This is a genomic window from Paenibacillus sp. NPDC057967 (assembly GCF_042887015.1).
Classification (GTDB): domain Bacteria; phylum Bacillota; class Bacilli; order Paenibacillales; family Paenibacillaceae; genus Pristimantibacillus.
The window spans coordinates 485744-505783 of record NZ_JBHVQB010000005.1 but is presented as its reverse complement, the minus strand read 5'-3'; the positions used below and the strand labels follow the sequence as shown (position 1 = coordinate 505783).

The 20040-nt window shown below is 51.2% G+C and carries 18 protein-coding genes; 2 read left to right on the top strand and 16 right to left on the bottom strand.

From position 1 onward, the window contains the following. Window positions 1-184 precede the first annotated feature (184 nt). The 5 genes from ACFVSO_RS15935 to ACFVSO_RS15915 form a co-directional block, all read right to left on the bottom strand. Window positions 185-676, bottom strand: coding sequence for a DMT family transporter (locus tag ACFVSO_RS15935; protein WP_387475204.1), 492 nt, complete (start codon window positions 674-676; stop codon window positions 185-187). Next, window positions 673-1389, bottom strand: a complete 717-nt coding sequence (locus ACFVSO_RS15930) for a Crp/Fnr family transcriptional regulator (RefSeq protein WP_387475202.1) — start codon at window positions 1387-1389, stop codon at window positions 673-675. The genes ACFVSO_RS15935 and ACFVSO_RS15930 overlap by 4 nt, the downstream gene beginning before the upstream one ends. A gap of 38 nt (window positions 1390-1427) precedes the next feature. Further along, window positions 1428-1856: a DMT family transporter gene (locus tag ACFVSO_RS15925; RefSeq protein WP_387475200.1), complete on the bottom strand. Its 429-nt coding sequence runs from the start codon at window positions 1854-1856 to the stop codon at window positions 1428-1430. Between the two features lie 201 nt (window positions 1857-2057). Further along, a complete protein-coding gene (locus ACFVSO_RS15920; protein ID WP_387475198.1) occupies window positions 2058-2240 on the bottom strand; it encodes a hypothetical protein in 183 nt (60 codons plus the stop codon). 186 nt (window positions 2241-2426) lie between these two features. Beyond that, the gene (locus tag ACFVSO_RS15915) at window positions 2427-3221 is read right to left on the bottom strand and encodes a helix-turn-helix domain-containing protein (protein WP_387475196.1); all 795 of its coding nucleotides are present in this window, start codon (window positions 3219-3221) and stop codon (window positions 2427-2429) included. 124 nt (window positions 3222-3345) lie between these two features. Between ACFVSO_RS15915 and ACFVSO_RS15910 the strand changes: the two genes are divergently transcribed. After that, window positions 3346-4566, top strand: coding sequence for an MFS transporter (locus tag ACFVSO_RS15910; RefSeq protein ID WP_387475194.1), 1221 nt, complete (start codon window positions 3346-3348; stop codon window positions 4564-4566). A 166-nt stretch (window positions 4567-4732) separates the two neighbouring features. Here ACFVSO_RS15910 and nagA read toward each other — a convergent pair whose 3' ends face one another. The 4 genes from nagA to ACFVSO_RS15890 form a co-directional block, all read right to left on the bottom strand. Continuing rightward, window positions 4733-5884 (bottom strand): N-acetylglucosamine-6-phosphate deacetylase, encoded by a 1152-nt coding sequence (gene nagA, locus ACFVSO_RS15905; protein ID WP_387475192.1) that lies wholly within the window; start codon window positions 5882-5884, stop codon window positions 4733-4735. Further along, on the bottom strand, window positions 5874-6665 hold the full coding sequence (locus ACFVSO_RS15900; RefSeq protein WP_387475190.1) for a DeoR/GlpR family DNA-binding transcription regulator: 792 nt from the start codon (window positions 6663-6665) through the stop codon (window positions 5874-5876). The genes nagA and ACFVSO_RS15900 overlap by 11 nt, the downstream gene beginning before the upstream one ends. A 184-nt stretch (window positions 6666-6849) precedes the next feature. Next, the gene (locus tag ACFVSO_RS15895; RefSeq protein WP_387475188.1) at window positions 6850-7623 is read right to left on the bottom strand and encodes an arylamine N-acetyltransferase family protein; all 774 of its coding nucleotides are present in this window, start codon (window positions 7621-7623) and stop codon (window positions 6850-6852) included. Window positions 7624-7733: 110 nt separating this feature from the next. After that, the gene (locus ACFVSO_RS15890; RefSeq protein WP_387475186.1) at window positions 7734-8201 is read right to left on the bottom strand and encodes a GNAT family N-acetyltransferase; all 468 of its coding nucleotides are present in this window, start codon (window positions 8199-8201) and stop codon (window positions 7734-7736) included. 269 nt (window positions 8202-8470) lie between these two features. On the opposite strand from ACFVSO_RS15890, the gene ACFVSO_RS15885 reads away from it, so the two are divergent. Next, window positions 8471-9715, top strand: a complete 1245-nt coding sequence (locus tag ACFVSO_RS15885; protein WP_387475184.1) for a glycoside hydrolase family 19 protein — start codon at window positions 8471-8473, stop codon at window positions 9713-9715. A 1122-nt stretch (window positions 9716-10837) separates the two neighbouring features. On the opposite strand, the gene ACFVSO_RS15880 is transcribed toward ACFVSO_RS15885, so the two are convergent. The 7 genes from ACFVSO_RS15880 to ACFVSO_RS15850 form a co-directional block, all read right to left on the bottom strand. After that, a complete protein-coding gene (locus ACFVSO_RS15880) occupies window positions 10838-11503 on the bottom strand; it encodes an SDR family NAD(P)-dependent oxidoreductase (RefSeq protein WP_387475182.1) in 666 nt (221 codons plus the stop codon). 230 nt (window positions 11504-11733) lie between these two features. After that, window positions 11734-13725 (bottom strand): Na+/H+ antiporter, encoded by a 1992-nt coding sequence (locus ACFVSO_RS15875; RefSeq protein WP_387475180.1) that lies wholly within the window; start codon window positions 13723-13725, stop codon window positions 11734-11736. 158 nt (window positions 13726-13883) lie between these two features. After that, the gene (locus ACFVSO_RS15870; protein WP_387475358.1) at window positions 13884-15236 is read right to left on the bottom strand and encodes a lytic polysaccharide monooxygenase; all 1353 of its coding nucleotides are present in this window, start codon (window positions 15234-15236) and stop codon (window positions 13884-13886) included. A gap of 688 nt (window positions 15237-15924) precedes the next feature. Further along, window positions 15925-16128, bottom strand: a complete 204-nt coding sequence (locus ACFVSO_RS15865) for a hypothetical protein (protein ID WP_387475178.1) — start codon at window positions 16126-16128, stop codon at window positions 15925-15927. Next, on the bottom strand, window positions 16125-17228 hold the full coding sequence (locus ACFVSO_RS15860; protein ID WP_387475176.1) for a GerAB/ArcD/ProY family transporter: 1104 nt from the start codon (window positions 17226-17228) through the stop codon (window positions 16125-16127). The genes ACFVSO_RS15865 and ACFVSO_RS15860 overlap by 4 nt, the downstream gene beginning before the upstream one ends. Continuing rightward, window positions 17215-18414, bottom strand: a complete 1200-nt coding sequence (locus ACFVSO_RS15855) for a Ger(x)C family spore germination protein (protein ID WP_387475174.1) — start codon at window positions 18412-18414, stop codon at window positions 17215-17217. Before ACFVSO_RS15855 ends, ACFVSO_RS15860 begins: the two co-directional genes overlap by 14 nt. Continuing rightward, window positions 18411-19907, bottom strand: a complete 1497-nt coding sequence (locus ACFVSO_RS15850; RefSeq protein ID WP_387475172.1) for a spore germination protein — start codon at window positions 19905-19907, stop codon at window positions 18411-18413. The genes ACFVSO_RS15855 and ACFVSO_RS15850 overlap by 4 nt, the downstream gene beginning before the upstream one ends. Window positions 19908-20040 lie beyond the last annotated feature (133 nt).

Genomic DNA, 20040 nt, shown 5'->3' with positions numbered 1-20040 from the left:
TAGAGGTATCCCGTTTGAGTGAAGAAGATGCAGTCTTTCTTGCATACAAAAAATAAAACAAGCGATGTTGTCCGTTCGGTCCATCTTGTTTTATTGTCTCGTATCGTGCGCAAGAAATCCTACATCGATCCTCTTCACTCCAATCCTTAAATTACAGCCATATTACCATATCCTCAACCGGGATTCAACCATTGGCAGTCTGAGCATTCGCTTGCTCCGCCTTGTTGACTGGTTCTCTTCGCTGCCACTTGACCTTATACATCACCAATCCGGCAATGAGCAATACAGCGCCGATCGCTTTCTGCGGGGTCAAAGGGACCTCCTGCAAGCCAAACCAGCCCAGCGAATCCCACCACAACGCGCAGAGCAGCTGGGATGCCATTACAATCGCAATCGCGTAGCTGGCGCCAAGCTGCTTGACCCCGTTCACCACACATGTGACAACGCCGATTCCGAGCAAGCCGCTGAACCAGTACCACATGGGTATGGTGCCAATATCGAAGAACGCCCGTCCTTCCATCCATACGCCCATTCCGAACGATGCAAGCAAGCCCATGCCCAGCACAAGCGCCGATGTTGTATGCGAGCTTACGGCTAGGCTGACTTTGTTATTGAACATCGTCTGCACGCTGATCAAGCAGCCTGCCGCCATTGCCATTACAATTCCCCAAATCATGGCCTATCTCTCCTGTCCTCAGTTTCATAAATATTTCGTCCCGCTACCCGGTTTAAGCCTTGACGGTCCCTCACGATAAGCATTCCATTGTCCCGCTTCACTAATCCATCAGTAATGAAGCCAAGCAACACCCGATTCATATGCCGGTAGCTCGTTCCGAGCAGGCTTGCCGTATCCTTCATAGTCGATATCGCCACCCCATCCTCCGCACCTTCGCCGCTTGATGAGGTAACGGATAACAAATAACTGGCGAGCCTGACTTCTACCGGATGAAGCAGATTGAAGCTGAGCGACAAGGATTTCGAATAAAACTTTTCGGTAACCTTATCAAGCAGAAACCGCAAAAATCGGGCTTCCCCGTCTAATTCACTCAGCCAGCGCTTATGGAAGGCAATCGTCTCCACTTCCGTAACTGCCGTCACGGTATTGAGATTGTCCCACCCCCGGACACCCTCGATCTCGCCTAAAATGCCTAGAGGCTTCATAAAAGCGACCAGTAAGGTGTTCCCTTCGAACGAGGTTGTATAGACCTTCACCTTACCTTGTACAAGGAAATGAATGTACTGAGGCTCTTCCCCTTGCTTGCACAGTTCCTCCTCCGGCCCAAAACGGAACAGCATCAAATGTTTTTGCAGTAATTCGGGCAATACATCGGCAAGCTGAAACTGCCGGATATAGGCTTCCGTTCTCTCTTCGTTATGGCTCGCTTTCATCCGCTCATCATTCCTTCATCTCCATATACAGCGGCAGCTTACAAGGTTAGACATAGGATGCCAATAACCATCAATCCTAAGCCGGCCCATTGTGTTCCCCGCAATTGAACGACAGCCGCTGCTCCGAACCAGCCGGCCTTCTCCATCATCAAGGTCGCGATCATCTGCGCGATTAACAGCGATGCCACAGTCAATGCCGCGCCATTCATGTGATAGGCTGTAATGTTGCTGAACAAGATAAACGCAGCAAACGCCCCGCCGAAGCGATAGACCGGCTTGACCTCCTTCAGATTGCGCCACGATTGGTCGCCGAGCAGCAGCACAATCAACAACGCGGCTATAAATCCCGTTCCTTGCGTAAGAGTCGCCGCTTGCCATGTGCCGATCCGTTCGCCAATCGACGCGTTAGCTGTCCCTTGCAGGGTCAAGAATGCTCCACCGAGCACCGCATAGATTACGCCTTTCATTTTCCGCTCTCCCTTCTTACATCCTACCTCTTATTTAACGATAAGGAGACAATTGCAGGAAAGGACATATGTCCCCAGCACAATAGAAGAATGGCCTCATCCCTTCTCCCAGCTCAAACTTTGCGGCAAAAAATAAAAAGCCCGCGGCTCATCGCCGTGGGCTGGCAGCATCCTGCTGCGATCTTGCTCTCTTCTGTGGTTCTACGCGTCTTTGTTTCTCGCTGTCTGCAATGCGCTCTCGTTGTGATGCAATTTCTTCAGCATGGATTGATAGACATTGCTTTCGTTCACGCTGAGCCCTTGCCGGTTGTCCTTCAAAATCATTCGGTAGATATTGCGCTTCAACAGTTCACTTCTCCGGCCCAACACTTCTTTGTAAGTCATGTCCAATCACCATCCTCTATATTTCCTATCTATTATATCGGAGATGAAAAAACATGAAAAACCGCATATGACGACAATAAAATTGAAAATTCTCTCCATTTCCTGAAAATGCCGCACAGAGAAGTGATGATCGAAAAGTTGCTCCCGTATGCTCGCTTAGACGCCCCAACATCCGATTTACGAACCTTACATCCCCCGAAATCGCTCAGGAGTCATGCCTGTGAACTTCATAAAAACCCGATAAAATGGGCTGGTGCTGGAAAATCCAACCATATAACTGATGTCCGTTACGGTATGCGTACTCCCCCGAAGCTGCCGCTTCGCTTCCTCTACCCGCAGGCGGAGCACATACTGATAGGGCGTAACTCCCGTAGCCAGCTTGAATGAGCGGATGAAATGATATCGGCTCTGAAGCGCGATGGCCGCAAGCTGGTCAATCTCCAACTGCTCCGTATAGTGAGTACGGATATAGTCGAGCACTTGCATCATGCTCCAATCCGTTGCCCGCTCCGCCTTTAACGCCGGTTCAGCATTCAGTCTTCCCTTTGACGCAAGCATAGCCCCAAGCTCGGCAAGTGCCAAAGACTCTGTCTCCTCCACGGCCAATGCATCCATATGGTCCATCGTGATGAACCGGGACGCGCATCTCTGAAAATAAGTCAGTATCGCAGCAGGCGCGAACGGCCTCTGAATTGGCTGCTCTTCCCGACATGCTTGCGTAATCAGCTTTTCCTTTGCAATAACAATAATAATGCCTGAATCATTGCTCATCTGGAAGCAATGGCGATCCGCTGGATGGACGACCAGCCCTTCGCCCGCGCGCAGCTCCATTGGCCGGCTCTCGTAATAGAACTCGCAGCTTCCTTTGATCGGCACGGTAATTTGATATTCATGATGATGGGCATGAGGGATATTAACAAATTCATTTTCTATTTTGTACAGCTCGATATTCGGCAATCTAATCTGCATTTGTGTCTGCATGGCACTCACCCTGGAGTAATTATAGCAATTATTGCGCGAATAGAAAGCATTTTTTGCGAGGCGCATGGCAACCTCTATCCGCTATGATGAAATCTAAATCTACAGAGATAGGATGTTGAGAATCATGTCGCAAACCGCAACGGCCCTGCGGGCCAACCAAACGGCGATGACCGTGCTGCTCGGCGTCAGCATGGCTCATCTGCTGAACGACGCGATGCAGTCAGTCGTGCCTGCCGTCTTCCCCATCTTCCAGGAACAGCTCCAGCTAAGCTTCGTCCAGATCGGCTGGGTGGCATTCACACTGAATATTACAGCTTCTGTGTTGCAGCCGCTGATCGGAATTTATACGGACCGGAGACCGATCCCCATTCTGCTGCCGCTCGGCATGGTATTCACGCTGCTAGGCATGATCGGGCTCGCTGTCGCTCCAAGCTATGGCTTCCTTCTGCTCGCAGCTGCTCTGATCGGAGTAGGCTCCTCTGTCCTTCACCCGGAGTCATCCCGCGTCGCCCATCTGGCAGCCGGCAGAGGAAAAGGCTTCGCTCAATCGGTGTTCCAGGTAGGCGGCAATGCCGGTCAGGCTCTCGCTCCGCTCATGGTCGCCTTCGTCATTAGCCCGCGGGGACAATACGGCTTTCTTTGGTTCACGCTGCTTGCCGCCATCGGCATTGTGATTCAATACCGGATTAGCAGATGGTACCGCGAGCAAACCTCCGCAGCCGCTGTCGCCAAGCGCAAAGCGAGCACATCAGCCGCTGCACCTAAGCGATTCAGCAAGTCTTTTATCGCATTTGTACTCGGAATCTTGATCATGATGCTGTTCTCCAAATTCGTTTATCTGGCCAGCATGACAGGCTACTACGCCTTTTACTTCATGGATACGTACAAGCTCCCGCTTGAACGGGCCCAGCTGGCGCTCTTCGCCCTTCAATTCGCCGGCATGGTCGGAACATTCCTTGGCGGGCCGCTAGCAGACCGGTTCGGCAGACAGCGGATCATCTGGTTCTCCATACTGGGCACAGCGCCGTTCTCCCTGCTGCTCCCTTATGCGGGACCAACAGGCTCGATCCTGCTGTGTATGGCCATTGGTCTGATCCTGATGTCCGGATTCTCGGTGATCATCGTCTATGCGCAAGAGCTGCTGCCGGGTCATGTCGGCACAATTGCCGGCTTGTTCTTCGGACTTTCCTTCGGCCTTGCTGGTCTTGGCTCCGTTGTCATGGGCTGGCTCATGGATACGCACAGTGTAGAGCTGATGGTCAAGGTATGCGCCTTCCTGCCGCTGCTCGGTCTGTTCGCCCTGTTCCTTCCCAAAGATTCGAAGATTATGGGAAAGCAGACTTAGCGGAATAAACTTCATATCGATAACAGAAAAGGCAGGAGACGAACATCTCCTGCCTAACTATTATTATTGCCCTGCGAAGGTTGCTGAAGCGTATGGAATCGCATATGCGTCTTTTTTGATATAAGAAGGAGTTGTATCCGGATTCTGGTCGTACTTCCTCACGAACTCAGACCCGGAACAGCTCGCCATTGATCATTGTCCACTCCACCTCGAACCGATCGTTCAGCAAGACCAGATCGGCATCATATCCGGTGGCGAGGCTCCCTAGATTATCAAGTCCTAAGATTCTTGCCGGCGTTGCCGAAGCCATTCGAACGCCGTCGCTTAACGGAATTCCGGCTTCAACCGCAAGCCTGAGCGCTTCATTCATCGTGACGGTGCTGGAAGCCAGCGTCCCATCCTTTAGCCTCGCTACGCCATCGACGACTTGAACCTGGTGCCCGCCGAAGATATACTCACCATCGCCAAGACCCATCGCTTGGAGCGCATCCGTAATGAGCACCATGCCGTCAGCCCCTTTCAAGCGATGCATCATACGAACAATTGCAGGATGCAGATGAATGCCGTCCACGATGGCTTGCAGGCTGACATGCGCTTCCTCAAAAGCGGCTACGACGACCCCAGGGTCGCGATGATGAATGGGACGCATTCCGTTAAAACAATGCGTGACATGACTGGCACCGGCTTCAAACGCCTGCTTCGCTTCCTCATAAGTAGCATCCGAATGGGCAATGGCGATAACGACATCCTTCTCCCTCAGGTAAGCGATCAGCTCCATCCCTCCGGGCAATTCCGGCGCGATCGTCACCATCTTGATCAGTCCCTCAGCTTCGCGGAATACTAGCTCCATCTCCTCCAGATCGGGGTGACGCAAAAACTTCTCATTCTGCATCCCTTTACGCTTGGGATTCAAGTATGGCCCTTCCAGATGCAGTCCGGCGATTCGTGCACCAGTCTCATTCCCAACGACACGCTTGACACTGCGGATCATCGCTAACAAGTCTTCCATGGATGAACTTACAGAGGTTGCCAAAAAGGACGTACATCCTGTTGCAGCGCATGCGCGCGACACTTCCTGGATGCTCTCCTCGCTGCCGTCCATCATATCGAAGCCATTCGCTCCGTGGATATGAACATCAATCATGCCGGGAATAAGCAGGCAGCCGTTGCCGTCAATCCGTTCGTATTCGCCACTAGGCCGTGTTGATTCGCCGAGCTCGACCCTTGCGATCTTCCCGGACCTAATCCATACTGCAGCCGCCTGAACCTCATCACCGGAAAGTGGTATACGGACATTCTCAATTATCTTAAGATCCATGCTGGTTCTCCTCCTCATTCAAGTTGCCATTGCATTCAATCACGGTAATGTTTTTCTGATCCAATACTTCATGGATTTCGGCAGGGACGGCTTGGTCCGTTACCAAAATATCTATACAATCAAAATCCAACCGATAGACCGACTTGCGATTGAATTTGGTGAAATCCGCCACTACAATGACCTGATCGGATCGCCGCGCCATCTCCTTTTTAAGAGAAACATCATCTTCATGAGGGTAGTACAAGCCATCATTGTGGATCGCAGATGCCCCAATGAACGCTTTGTCAGCTCTTATCTCCTTCAGCTTGTCTAACACGGACGGACCATATAGCCGCCGATCCCTGGCATGCAAATAACCACCGAGCACATAGACTTGCATATCCTCTCTTCCGGAGAGAATGCTAACGATATCTATTGAATGCGTAATGGCTATTAACTCAGCCGCCTTCAATTGTTCAGCCAGGCATTGCACGGTCGTCGACACATCCAGGATAACAGTCTCCCCGTTATGAATCAGTTCCGCGGCTGCCTTGCCAATGAGACGTTTGCGATCGGATTCTTCGATTAATCGATCCTGGTAAGTCGCTATTTCTCTCTTCAATTGAGGCAAAGCGACTCCGCCATGCGTTCGGATGACAACCCCCTCTTTCACCAGCTTTACAATATCCCTTCGCGCGGTATCTCGGGAGATGTCCAGCAGAGCGCAAATATCCATCACGCTTATGGCGTGATGCTCCTTCAAGTATCCAAGAATCTTAAGCAGCCTTTCCTCTTGATACATCCAACCACCTCACTTTACACACATTCTACCATGTTTTTTAAGTAATTCACACGTATGTTTAAGTATTTATAAGTATTTAATGATGTTAAATTAATTATGAACTTCCTCTATTTTTTTATCGCAACAAAAAAACCGCATCGGAATGCGGTCCAAAGAATGTTCATATCTCAGCTATGCTGCACCATTATTTCGAGAGCTCATCATTCAGTACAATGCCAAAATAAGTTTTGAGCGCCTCCGTGTACTCCGACTCATTGCCCGGCTTAAAGGCTTGTACGCCATCCTTCCTGAACAGTCGGAATTCTCCGTCCGCAATCGTGTTGCGGCCCTCCTCTGTCTGGATGGCAAGCATCTTGACAGTTCTGAATATGGATTCCGGCGCATGCTCGCACCAGAACGATGCCATGAGGAAATCCTTCGCGAGCTGCGGTTCCTCTGTAAAAGAGAACAGACGAGACCACTGCCCATCCTTCCGCTCCATTAAGAACCATCCGAATTCAGCATCCCGATCCAGGCGATAGCATTCGCTGCCTTGCGGCTGTTCCAGCCCTTCTTGCAGCAATAGCGGCCTCCTCGGCACCACTCCGCCTACTCCCACATCGCATAGATAGCGGGAGTCTCCTGCCTTTACCAACAGAACATGATGCCGGCGCTTAGGCGGCAGATCCGTCTCGTCCCTCCAGAATCGGGCGAAGCAGCTTGTCACGTCATAGCCAAGCTCGCGCAGCAGCCATCCAAAAAGCGCATTCAGCTCGAAGCAATAGCCGCCGCGTCCCTGCTCCACGATTTTATGATAGAGATTCTCCGGCTCCAATGAAAGCGGCTTGCCTCGCAATATGTCCAAATTCTCATACGGTACAGCCTGCAGATGACGTTCCTGAAGTCCCGCCAGCGCCTCTGCGCTCCCGTCCAACCTTCCAGTATATCCGATTCTCTGCAAATAGAATTGAGCGTCCATCTTCCGTTCCCCCATTGAAATCAGTATGTAGACTCTTCCCTATCTTACAATAGGTCAGGCCATTCCGGGAACCTTCATGCAAGCCATGCTTGGACTGTCGTCCATGCAGCTTACGAGTAACCGATTCGCTTCATGTAACCGACCAAGGTCATGCGGTTGTTAATGGAATGTTTGTATTCCGTGCGCTTATAACCCATCTTCTCGTACAATCGGCAGTTCCCCCGCTCCTGCAGAATCGTCTGCAGCTCCCACACCTTATGATCGGGGAACAATCCCTCCGCCAATCGGATCGCCTGCTGAGCGATACCCTGTCCTTGGAATTCCGGAAGCACGAAGATCGGACTGATCCATGCGCTGTTTTGACGGTGGACGATACGAATCGCCCCCACGATGACACGGTTAACCAAGATGTTGTAAAAACGCCCATTTCGAATTTTATCGATCAGGCGCTCCAGCGGCTCATTTGCCGGATTTGTATCATCGTCCAAATATTTGTTCAGCAAAGGCAGAAAGGTACGTTTCTGCATCGCATGCAGCTCTTCGGCTTGTTCAACCTTCACTTCTACTAATTCTATCACGAGCACTCCCCCTAGTATGGTTTTCACATTGAAATTACGAGCATTTATATGATTAACTGTTATGTTTAATATAGTTAAGTGAATATAATCAATAATTTACAATTGATAACATAAAAACAATGAATTATTATTGAAGTGCAAGCGCTTTAACTTCATAGATTCTTCCTGCGAAAGGAGTGATTCAGAACGAACCGTTATGAGCGAGGTAAGCTTCACTCAGCTTAGATAGGATCGTCCGACAACAACATCACTTTTGGGAGGGATTTGCAATGAAAAGTAGTATGGTCAAGTTTCTGTTAATCATCGTTATCGTGATAGGAACCATCCCCTTATATTCGCTTACAGCTTTCGGCGCCTTAGCTACCCCCACATTGAATGTCAGCGCTTCAAGCGGAACGTGCAATCTAAGCTGGAATGGCATATCCGGTGCAACAGGCTATGATATTTACCGGAACGGCAATTGGTACAGATGGGTAAGCACGACATCGACTGCCGACACAGGATTATCCAACGGCACGACCTACACGTACACCGTAGCCGCGCAGAACGCCAACGTATCTCCGATCGACACATCACCGCAGAGCGCCAGCAAGACGTGTACGCCAAGCTCCGGCGGAGGCGGAGGCTCCTTATCCGCTCCAACCCTGAACGTCAGCGCGTCTAGCGCCACTTGCAGCCTAAGCTGGAATTCGGTATCCGGCGCGACCGGATACGATGTATTCCGGAACGGCACCTGGTACAGATGGGTGAACGGCTTATCGACCATCGACTCCGGATTGTCGAATGGAACCACTTATACGTACACGGTATCCGCTCAGAACGCCAACTCGACACCGATCGTTACTTCTCCGCAAAGCGCCAGCAAGAACTGTACGCCTAATGGCACAACCAATCCAAGCGGATTCATCGTCTCCCAAGCTCAATTCAATCAAATGTTCCCTAACCGCAATTCCTTCTATACGTACTCCGGCTTAGTAGCCGCTTTATCCTCTTTCCCTGCATTCACCAATACCGGCAGCGACACCATTAAGAAACGGGAAGCTGCAGCCTTCCTGGGCAACGTCGCTCAAGAAACCGGCCATCTTCAACACATTGTCGAAATAAACACCGCCAACTATCCTTTCTACTGTGCCTCGCATGCACAATATCCTTGTGCTCCTGGCAAGCAATATTATGGACGCGGCCCGATTCAGCTAAGCTGGAACTATAACTATGGCGCTGCGGGCGCAGCACTCGGCTTGCCGCTGCTGAGCAACCCGGATCTGGTTGCGCAAGACGCTTCTGTCGCGTGGAAAACCGCACTTTGGTTCTGGGTAACGCAAACAGGCGCCGGCACGATGACTTCGCATAACGCGATCGTCAATGGCGTGGGCTTCGGCGAGACGATCCGCACAATCAATGGATCGATTGAATGCAACGGCGGCAGTCCGCAGTCCGTCAACAACCGTGTCAGCTACTTTACGAACTTCGCCAACATACTGGGTGTTTCCACAGGCAGCAACCTCACTTGCTAATGGAACAATGATTTTGATGCATTAAGCTTGATCGAATTAGGTTAGAATGTTCCACTTATTGTGATTGAATCCTATTCATGAAGTTTGAATCAGACAGGTGCGCGGTCACTCGCTCAGCCGCACGCCTGTCTTTTTTATTTATGATGCGAGGAAATTTTCAGGTGTATTTGGGGAATTCTTCCTTTCCCTTCTATAGAATATACAATAAAATAAGTGCTTCTGTAAAACCGTCTGGATCAAAGAATGAACCAGCAGGAAGCTCCACGATCAAAAACTCGCAAACAAGCTCAAAAACTGCTCAGCATTGGCATATCCTATCACTTCCTCAATCCTCCGCCTCACGTGAAGCTTCATCCTTAATTAAGGTAAGAGCCATGGTCCTTGTCTGACGCAAGCGCTATGAACCTCAAGTAAGGTAAGAGTCATGATCTTCGACTGTGGCCAGAGCTATGATTCTCAAAGAAGGCAAAAGCCATGATTTCCTCAATTGTAGTCTTGAGCTCAGATGTTCCTTCATAACTCAGCACTCCAGCAAATCTATACTCAACTTTATGTCTCACTCCTCACTCCAAATGGAAATCCTATGGCTAGTGAGGCTTATCCTCGTCTGTTACTGACTAAAAACACTTTGTTCAGAACAACTTGAAGGAAATGATGCAAAGAACGGCTTGTAACTCTCAGGGTGCCGCTTGCGCTTGCTCTAAGCCGAATTTCTAAGCTTGCAGCCCTCGGAGCGCCGCTTGCGCCTGCTCTAAGCCGAATTTCTAGGCTTGCAGCCCTCGGAGCGCCGCTTGCGCTTGCTCTAAGCCGAGTTTCTAGGCTTGCAGCCCTCGGAGCGCCGCTTGCATCTGCTCTAAGCCGAGTTTCTAGGCTTGCAGCTATCGGGGCGCCAATGCAATGCCAAATTCATTCTTGGCAGAGATATAGACTGCTTCCTCATTCACGCATGGCAACATAAGAGGATGCCCAACCGTCGATTCAGGATTTCGCTCCCCTTCATACGTGATTTTGCGCAATAAAGAACCTTCATCCCACATTCATAGTGGTTTTGAAGGTTCATTTGCAGCATATATGGGATTCGATCAATGAAGCGCCTCCTTTTGGGACAGCTCGCTCCTGCGATCAGGACACCTGAGATTCCTCATAGACCACTTCATGCTCCAGCCGATTGGCATGCAGGTCCCAATAGATTTCGGCAATACGGTCCGGGTCGAAGTACGTATTCTTCGCTACATATCCGGCAATGGTGACGACGCCTACGTGAATCCCCTTCGGCGCCAGCTCCTCTCCCAAAGAGAAGGCCAAGCTGCGCAAAGCGGCTTTTCCTAGCGACAGGGACGCATATTTCGCAGACGGATGCAGGGCAAAGCCCCCTCCCGTGAACAGGATCGTGCCTTTGCCCCGCTCTTCCTGGCCAGGAATTACTTGCAACGCACTCGCCAAAGCGCCTGACACATTGACGGTCAGCTCCCGGCTTAGCTGATCCGGCGTCAGAGAGGTCGGCAGCCCGGATTGAAGCGCCGCCGCATTATAAACCAGAACTTCAGGCGCGCCGTAACTTGCTTTGATACTCTGGAAAGCAGCCGTAATAGATTCCGTATCTCCCGCATCTCCTTGTACGCCGTATGCTTCAATATTCGATGCAAGCAGATTACCTACAAGCTGCTGCAGTGATTCTGCATTGCGCGATACCAGGATTACCCGATAGCCATTGTTGCCGAACGCTTTTGCCACGCTTAGCCCGATACCTGGTCCCGCACCTACAATAACTGCCGATTGTCTGCTCATGTCGAGCACCCCCTTCACGATCATTGGCATACGCCTGCCAATTCATTTTGAACTCACAATTAGCTGCACATGCAATCATTATCGCAGCCCTTTGCCTCAATATCCAATCGGAATTATCGCCATTATTGAAGACAATTTTCAAATCGTCTATAGGACGTTATCATAAAGCACGCGTCGTATCCATTCCCGGAACTTTCGTTTCGCCGTAGTTTGGCTTATGGTAAGGACCGCTAAGACTCCATCGTCTCATGTTCGAACAAGCTCGCTTCCCGGTAGTTGATGAACATGCGAAGCTTCCCGGTCATGGAGCGGTCGATCTCCCCTTGCTCATAAAGCGATTGGATGACATTGCGCTCGCTCTGAATAGCCTTCGCTTGCAGCTCCTTCTTCTGCTCCTGCAGCTCGTCATTCATGGAAGGCCTTATTTGCTCCGAGCGAAGCATCTCTTCGATCTGCCGATAGTGGGCGATAACGGACATGGCCGCTGCGCGGTTGGTGTCGTCGGTGCAGGCTTTAATTTCTTCTACCGCTTCATGGATGGATTGAAGCTTAAGCTCCTTATACTGCTCCAGCTCTTCCCTGGTCCACTTGGGTTTGCGTCCGGGATACAGGCTTTTCTTGATGAAATGACGTACAGTAAGCATCACGGCGGAGAACATGAACTTAAGCCGGTTCGTCAGCGCCACCTCCGTCTGCTTAAGCGCATATTTGCATACATCGGCAACTTCTTCATCTATTTCTCCCTGCTCCAGCTCGCGGCGTACGGTTCTGGCCTCTGCACGCAGGGCGAGCAGTCTCATCTCCACTGTCTTTTTCTGAATATCTGCGAAATTCCCCTGCTCCTTGCCCTTTAACCATTGCAGCTCCTGCTGATATTGAGACATGATGGACAACGCTGCAGCCCGGTTATCATCATTCATCTGATCGCGCACGGTCTTCAAGCCCGCTTTCAACACCTTGATTTGCACCTGGTTCTCCGAGAAGCCTTCTTCTTCCGCAGCTTCTGCCTGCGGATTGCGGGTAAGAACCGGAAGCATCGCGCTGGCCAAGACTAGCGTCAGCAGAATGACGCCCGCGGACAGGCAAATGATCAAATCACGCTGAGGAAAGGCGGCTCCGCCCGCTACGACTAGCGGAATTGAGAATGCGCCAGCCAGTGTTACTGCGCCTCGTACGCCTGACAGCGATGTGAGCAGCGCGTCCTGCAGCTTCCGTCCGGAGGCGAACAGGTACACCCATATGAATCGCAACAGAAGCAGAACCGCCGTTATAAGCAGAATGTACCCTATAACAATGCCATTTCGGTAGGCCTCATCTTCAATAATAACAGACACGACGCTCGGCACCTCTAGCCCCAGGAGGACGAACACCAAGCCGTTTAGAATAAACAAAATAACGGTCCATGTGCTTTCCGACACGATCCTTAGCTCGGCAGAAGCCGCCTGGAGGCGATCCCGCTCGATCGCATGGACGATGCCTGCCGCCACGACGGCCAAGATGCCCGATACACCGATCTCTTCCGATACCAAATAAATCAGGAACGGCGTCATGATCATAATGAGCATGTGTACGGTGACGTCCTCCATGCCCAGCCTTCGCAGATAGACGCGCAGCCATATGATCAGGAACGCCATCAAAGCGCCTGCCGCCAAGCCGCCGACCGCAATAAGAAAGAAGCTTACTGTCGCGCCAATTGCTGAGAACTCCCCTGTAACGGCAGCCGCTATCGCAAATTTGAAAGCAACCAGACCTGAAGCGTCATTCATCAGCGCTTCGCCCTCCAACAGTCGCATAATGGAGGACGGAAGCCGGATGCGTCCTGCCAGCGAGCCTACGGCAACCGCATCGGTAGGCGACAGAATGGCGGCCAGCGCAAACGCTGCGGCAAGCGGAATATCCGGTATAAGCCAGTGGATGAATGGCCCTGCGACAAGCACCGTTGCCAGGACGAGGCCAAGGGCCATCAGCAGAATCGGCGCCCGCAGCTGCCACAGCTCATTCCTCGGCGTCCGTCTACCGTCATTGAAGAGCAAAGGAGCGATAAACAACACAAAAAACAGCTCCGGATTCAGCTCCAGATGCTCCACGACGGGTGTTAGCGCGATCGCCATGCCAAGCGCAATCTGTATGAGCGGAATGGGAATAAAGGGAACAAATCGGTTCAGCACATTCGACAATCCGATAAAACCAAGCATGATGAATACAAGCAAAAACAGTTCCATACCCCTGCTCCTTTGCATAGCAATGCTGCCAAACCAAGCCTAGATGGTTATTATTTGATTCCTTGTCGCAATTATGCCTGTATAGGCTTCTGCATAAGCGAAGAGCCCCCGCTCCTCCAGAGGGAGGAATGAGGGCCCTTCTTATTTATGAAGACGTTCTAAGGCTGCAGCTGCCAGAGAGCTGGTACATTGCTTGGCTCCCAGCCTGTAAGCGAAGTATGCCCCTGGATGCATTTGTAGACTTTTCCGTTATAGGAAACCAGTGCATTCACCGCATACGACGTGTTCGGCGCCCATGGCGTCGCGCTTGGGCCCTGAGCCGTCGTAGCCGTAATGGAATTGCTGTTGCCGGACTCATTATTCGACGGGTCATAGGCTCTGACGGTGAACGTATACGATGTGTTCGGCGACAAGCCCGTCACGAGCTTTTCCGTATCCGTTCCCACCACTGTAGCGACCACCGTGTTGCCAGAGTAGATCCGGTAGCCGGCAATGCCGTTCGCATCTGTGGATGCATTCCACATGAGCGTTACCGAGTTGGAGCCCGGCGTACCCATGACATGCAGTCCTGTCGGGTTGGTCGGCGGCGTATTGTCGATCGGCTGCGCAACCGTCGTCACCGTAACGCTATTGCTCGCTGGTGAGCGGTTGCCTGATCCGTCGAAGGCCTTCACCGTGAAGTTATACGTCGTGCCGGCGAGCAGATTCGTCACATTCACGCTGGTCTGATTGCCCGGAACAGTAGCAATTGGCGACGGGTTAGAGCCGGAGTAGATCTCGTAACCGGCTACGCTGTTGTTATCCGTGGAAGCTCCCCACGAAAGTGCAGCAGTCGTAATGCCCACTGTACCCGCTGTCAGGTTCGTAGGCGTTGTTGGAGCGATGGTGTCCGATGGGCCGAATTGCGCATCGATGGCGATATACCATGCGTTTGGCGTATCGGCAATATCCCATACCGCAAGAATAATATGATAGCCTGTTCTCGCTGGAACGCTACAAGTATGCGACAGCGTCGCCGGAGGCTGCTGTCCATTGCCGTTAACCGTACAGAACGGCGTCAGATCCAGCTGCGCGCGAGTCAGAGGCGCATTTGGATTCCAATCCGGCTTTGTGATGAAGTAACGGTAGCTCGTCGTGGCATGACGCGCCGTGAACTTCCAAGTGAACGTATTCGTGCCGCTTGTCATATTGACTTTGTTCCAGCGAGTCGCCGATTGCTGGTCGAGGGCGGAGAAGGCCGCGAGCCCCGCACTGGCAATCTTGCCGTCAGCCGGCCCTGCATTCGGGAAGCCTTTTAGTCCTTCAAGGCTTTGCGGCTCATAGATAATCGGACCGCAATTCGTATTCAGACCGTTTTTACATTGAATGGCCCGGCTTGCCGGATTATCGACATAACCATGGGCAGATGCAGACTTGGCAAAAGCAAGCATACAGGCAAATAACAGCAAGAGACCACCGCTAACCATCAGAACGCGCTTTATCAGAGTCGAATTCATACGGACTTGAACCATCATCACATTACCTCCTTGGGTTTAGGTTGGTATGGGTGTCCACCTATCTCTTACACATCATGGAGTGCTTGTAGCGGGCTGCCTCCTCTCTATGTCGCGGCCAAACCTAGCGGGAAAACATAACGAAATAGACCAACCCCCTTTTACAACCGATTTATATAAACTCATAAAGAGCCTATATACGCATAGTAACCCCTGCACAATCGAGTTGAGACGGGTTCATCGCACGTACGCTTGGTCGCAAGCGCGGGTAGCAGTATGTAGCACGGGATGAACAATGCACTAACCGAGTTGAAATACACAGCTAATATGACAAGCATCACAAGCATATATTGTAAGCGCTGTCATTATGGTGAGGGATCAAATATTGCGAAGCTGGGCACGGCAAAAAACGGAGTCGGTTGAATGGCTTCCTTCTAAATAAAACTGTATAGCCAATGTCTTGATGAGGGCATATCGGAAGTAAGGACGGATGCTGAAGCGTTAATCGGTTCAAATGAAGTGGGACTGATGGATAGTCGCGGAAAATGTGGGGTCGAAACAAGCTGAATCTTACCGGATTGGGATAGGTTCCCGTTCGGAATTCTGCTGAGGTATTAGAATAATTCTATTATAATGCAAATTCTACTATTTGTGTACTATTATTTTTGAAAAAATTTGGATATGCCCGAAAAGCTGACAAACTACCCTACAGCCCGACCAAATCAATCAGGAGCGCAATCACCTTGCTCGACTTGAATTTATGATTCATGAAGATGCTGATCCAATCGGCGAAGCCGAGCAGCAGCAGACCTGTCACCAGCACGATTTCCTTTGTTGCGACGCGCTGTCTGATCATAATTGTCAGAGATCCGCCAAGTATGACCAGAAACATGAAGATAAACCACATCATGAAGCAGACCCCTCCCTCCCTTTGCCCCTGCCCTTCCGTATCCATGAGACTACAAGCAGCAGACACGGAATGAACACGCTGTAAAGCAACGTGTATTCAAAATCATATCTTTGGCTGAATTCGATATTTTCGACCACATTATCATAGCCGAGCGCAAGTCCAGATATAAGCAGGATTAAGGGGAGCGTCACCCAAAACCGGCTTGAAATACGGAACAGCTGACATAAGCCCAGCACCGAGCAATAATAAGCGATAGAGAGCTTGATGAAGATCGCGGCAAGCAAGATTAGCGCAACCGTCGATTCCAGATGCTCAAAGAATGTCCCGATATGTACTTCCTGCGCAATAACGAACAGCGGATAGGTATCATGGGAAGCGCGCGGCACACCGAGTACCCCAATTGTAAAAAGCGTCGTCACGCTAAGCATCGCCGTCGCTACCACAATCGCCAGAATAAAGCTTCGCTTCACTTTAGACTGCACGAATGGGAATAACATCAAAAACACCAGCGACTCCAGAAATGGGAAGCCGAATATGTAGCGCGTCTCCTTCACCGTCTCCCAAACGTTCATGCGAAAGCTGCCCTGGAACCGATTCCAGTCCCACTCAATCAGCGCCATGCAGAAGATTAGAATAAAGGTAATCGCCATAATGATGAACAGCAATTCGGACGATCTGGCGATCGTATCGATTCCCTTCATCACGGCATAAGCCGTAATAATCAAAAACATGACATGGAATACAGTAAGCGGCGTGATCGGCATCAAGGTTTGTTTCATAAAGTCCCCCACATTGCGGGTGATGAATACCGACAGCTGAATGAAATAAGAGATATACATGATAGCCAGCAAACTGCCGATCGGCTTGCCTGCAACCTGAGTACAAATCTGAATAATGGACATGCCCGGATGCTGGCGGGCAAGCCTCAGCCAGAGCAAGGCCGCCAGGATGCCTATGGCGCCGGCCCATATCGGAACCATCCAGGCATCCTGCTTGGCTACTGCAATCAGGCCGCCCGGCAAGAAGAAGAAGGAGGTCCCGGCCAGAAAGGAAAGCGTAAGGACGAAAAACTGCCATACCGTCATGCTATTGTTTTCCATTAGCCAGTCCTCCCTCATACGGATTAATAATCTCTCCGACATCGTTCACCGAGCTGGTGATGGTCAGATTAAGCTTGGTCTCCTTCCAGGCATCTGCTTTCCCCTGGATCGTCTTCCATGCCTTCCCTCGCTTGTTCTTGATTTTGTCTTCCAGGCCAAACAGATCCCAATCCTTCTTCAGCGCTTTCTCATACAGCTGCCCTGCTGTCTCGCTGACCTCGCGGTTGAACTGATCCGTTAGCTGGGACAGATTCTCCCATGAGAGCTTCTCGTTCTGCTCGTTATTATGAATCGCTAGATTAGCAGTGACCGATACGTTCCATACAGGCACTCCGCCCGTCAACGCCATGCTTTGTTTCACTTTGATTTTGTTGGCGGACAAATCAATGTCCATCTTGTTTAAGGTGATCGACTGAAAAAAGCTGTTGGTCTCGCCTTTTAATAAATTGTAGAAGCCGTTCTCCCGCAGCCCGATCTTCCCGATCATCCGATCCTGCTTGAATACGGCGGCGCCGCTTAAGACCAAATTGCTGCGATTCGCTTCAATGGACTCAAAGCGCTTGGTCGTCAAAAACGGCTTGTCATCACGTAAGCTGATAATCGGCAGCACGGTACAGGTGCTGGATTCCATGTTCTCCACCAGGTCCTTTACCCTCGACTTTAAGCTGATTCGCCCGGTGGATTTATTCGTGTTGTACACAAGCGATCTCAGCGTGCGGCCCGGCAGCTGTTCCAGCGGCGTATAGGTCATCATGACATCGGATAACTTCGAATCCGTGACAAACAGCAGCAGGCTGGAACGCCGGTTATACTGCCGTTCATAGAAATTAACGAACTGCCGCAGCCCTTTGCGGGCAAGCGACTCCGTAATGATATGGGTCTGATAGTGGTCTGTGAATAGCTTGCGTGGAACGCTTTCGGCAGACTTATGTCCCATCTCGCCTCTTGATTTGCCTTCGATCTTGTACGTGTAGACCGGAGATGTGCCGCCTCTCCCCGATTCTTGGGAGAACGCTAGCGGATTGACAATTTGATAATAAACGATGGTGCTGCCGGTATCCTTATTTTCCTCCGAGCCGACTAGACCGACGATCGCCAGTTCATTAATTTCAGTCCGGTCCCAGCATCCCGTCAGACAGCATATCGCAAGTCCTGCCAGCGCCAGCCTCCGGAGCGCCGCTCTCATGGCCCCCTCCTTCTTTCCTTCGTCTGATTCGTTTGCGGATAGCTCCTCATCCATGGACGGGGCACACGGACGAGCACATCTTTCCAATCAGACAAAACCGCAGGAGCCACAGGAGACAGATACGGGACATTAAAAGATTTAATCGAAGCCAAGTGAACGACGGTGAATAACACACCGCATAACACGCCGAACAATCCCATAGCGCCGGCCATCATCAGATAAAAAAACTGCAGCAGTCTCTGCGTAATGCCAAAGCTGTACGATGGAGCGACAAAGTTAGCAATCGCCGTTATCGCCACGACGATCACCATAGCCGTAGACACTAGTCCGGCCGTGACAGCCGCTTGTCCGAGCACCAGCGCGCCGACGATCGAGATCGCCTGCCCGGCGATGCGCGGCATCCGCAGCCCGGCCTCCCGAAGCACTTCGAAGGTGACCATCATAATGGTCGCCTCTACAAAAGCCGGGAAAGGAACGCCCTCCCGCTGTCCGGCAATGCTGATAAGCAGCGAGGTCGGCAGCAGCTCCTGATGATAGGACACGACAGCCACATAAAGGGCGGGAACAAATATCGAAAGCATAAACGACAGAATGCGCACCCAGCGCAGCAGCGTCGCAATATCTGCCCGCTGATAGTAGTCTTCAGGGGCAATAAAAAATTGAAACAGCGTAATCGGGCCTACAAGGGCGATCGGACTGCCGTCCACTAATACCGCAACCCCGCCCTCCAATAGATGGGCCGTCACGACATCCGGTCTTTCCGTGCTTAGCAGCGTGGAGAACGGTGAAAATGTACGGTCCTGAATCCATTCCTCCACATAGGCGCTATCCAGCACGCTGTCGCTTTTTATGGCATGCAGGCGTCTGCGGAATTCCTCTACAACCTCGTCCGATGCCAGGTTGTCCAGGAATAATAACGACACATGATTTTCCGTTTCTGTGCCGAGAACAACTTGTTCAATGTGCAGATGCACATTTTTGATCCGTTTGCGCAGCAGCGACAGATTGCTGCCCAGCTCTTCCGTAAAGCCAAGCTGGGGACCGCGCACCGTAGACTCCGTGAGCGGCTCGGACACATCCCGTTTGCTGCTCTGCGCGATCTGAACCAGCATCATTTCCGGAGCACCGGACAACACAATCAGACAGAAGCCTTTAAGCAGACTTTCCACGCATAGCTTGGGGTCTTTGGTACAGGCAATTGAACTGAACGGGAGACGGTTTCGGATCACACCCATTCTGTCTTCCGGCGAATGGTCCTCTTCCAATGAATCCGTATCCGTCAAGAAGGACAGCAATTCCTGTTCAATCTTGTTCTTATCGGTCAATGTATCCAGAAACACACAGTAGCAAGAAATATCCGGACTTACGACTAGCGAATGAATCGTGAGATCTGGCGGATTATGCAGCGTATCCCGAAGCCAATCGACAAATGCGGACGGGTCATGGCGGTCATAGCAAGGTTCCTGTACCTGGCGCGGTTCTTGATTGGACATACGCGAAGCTCCCATTCATCAACAGTAATCTTCTTCCAGTATGTCCAACCAGGTTGTGGATATGCACGAATGTGGAGCTCTTGCCCATACAGTAATGTACCTGTTCTTTTGTGCAAAGGACTGATTGTATCCG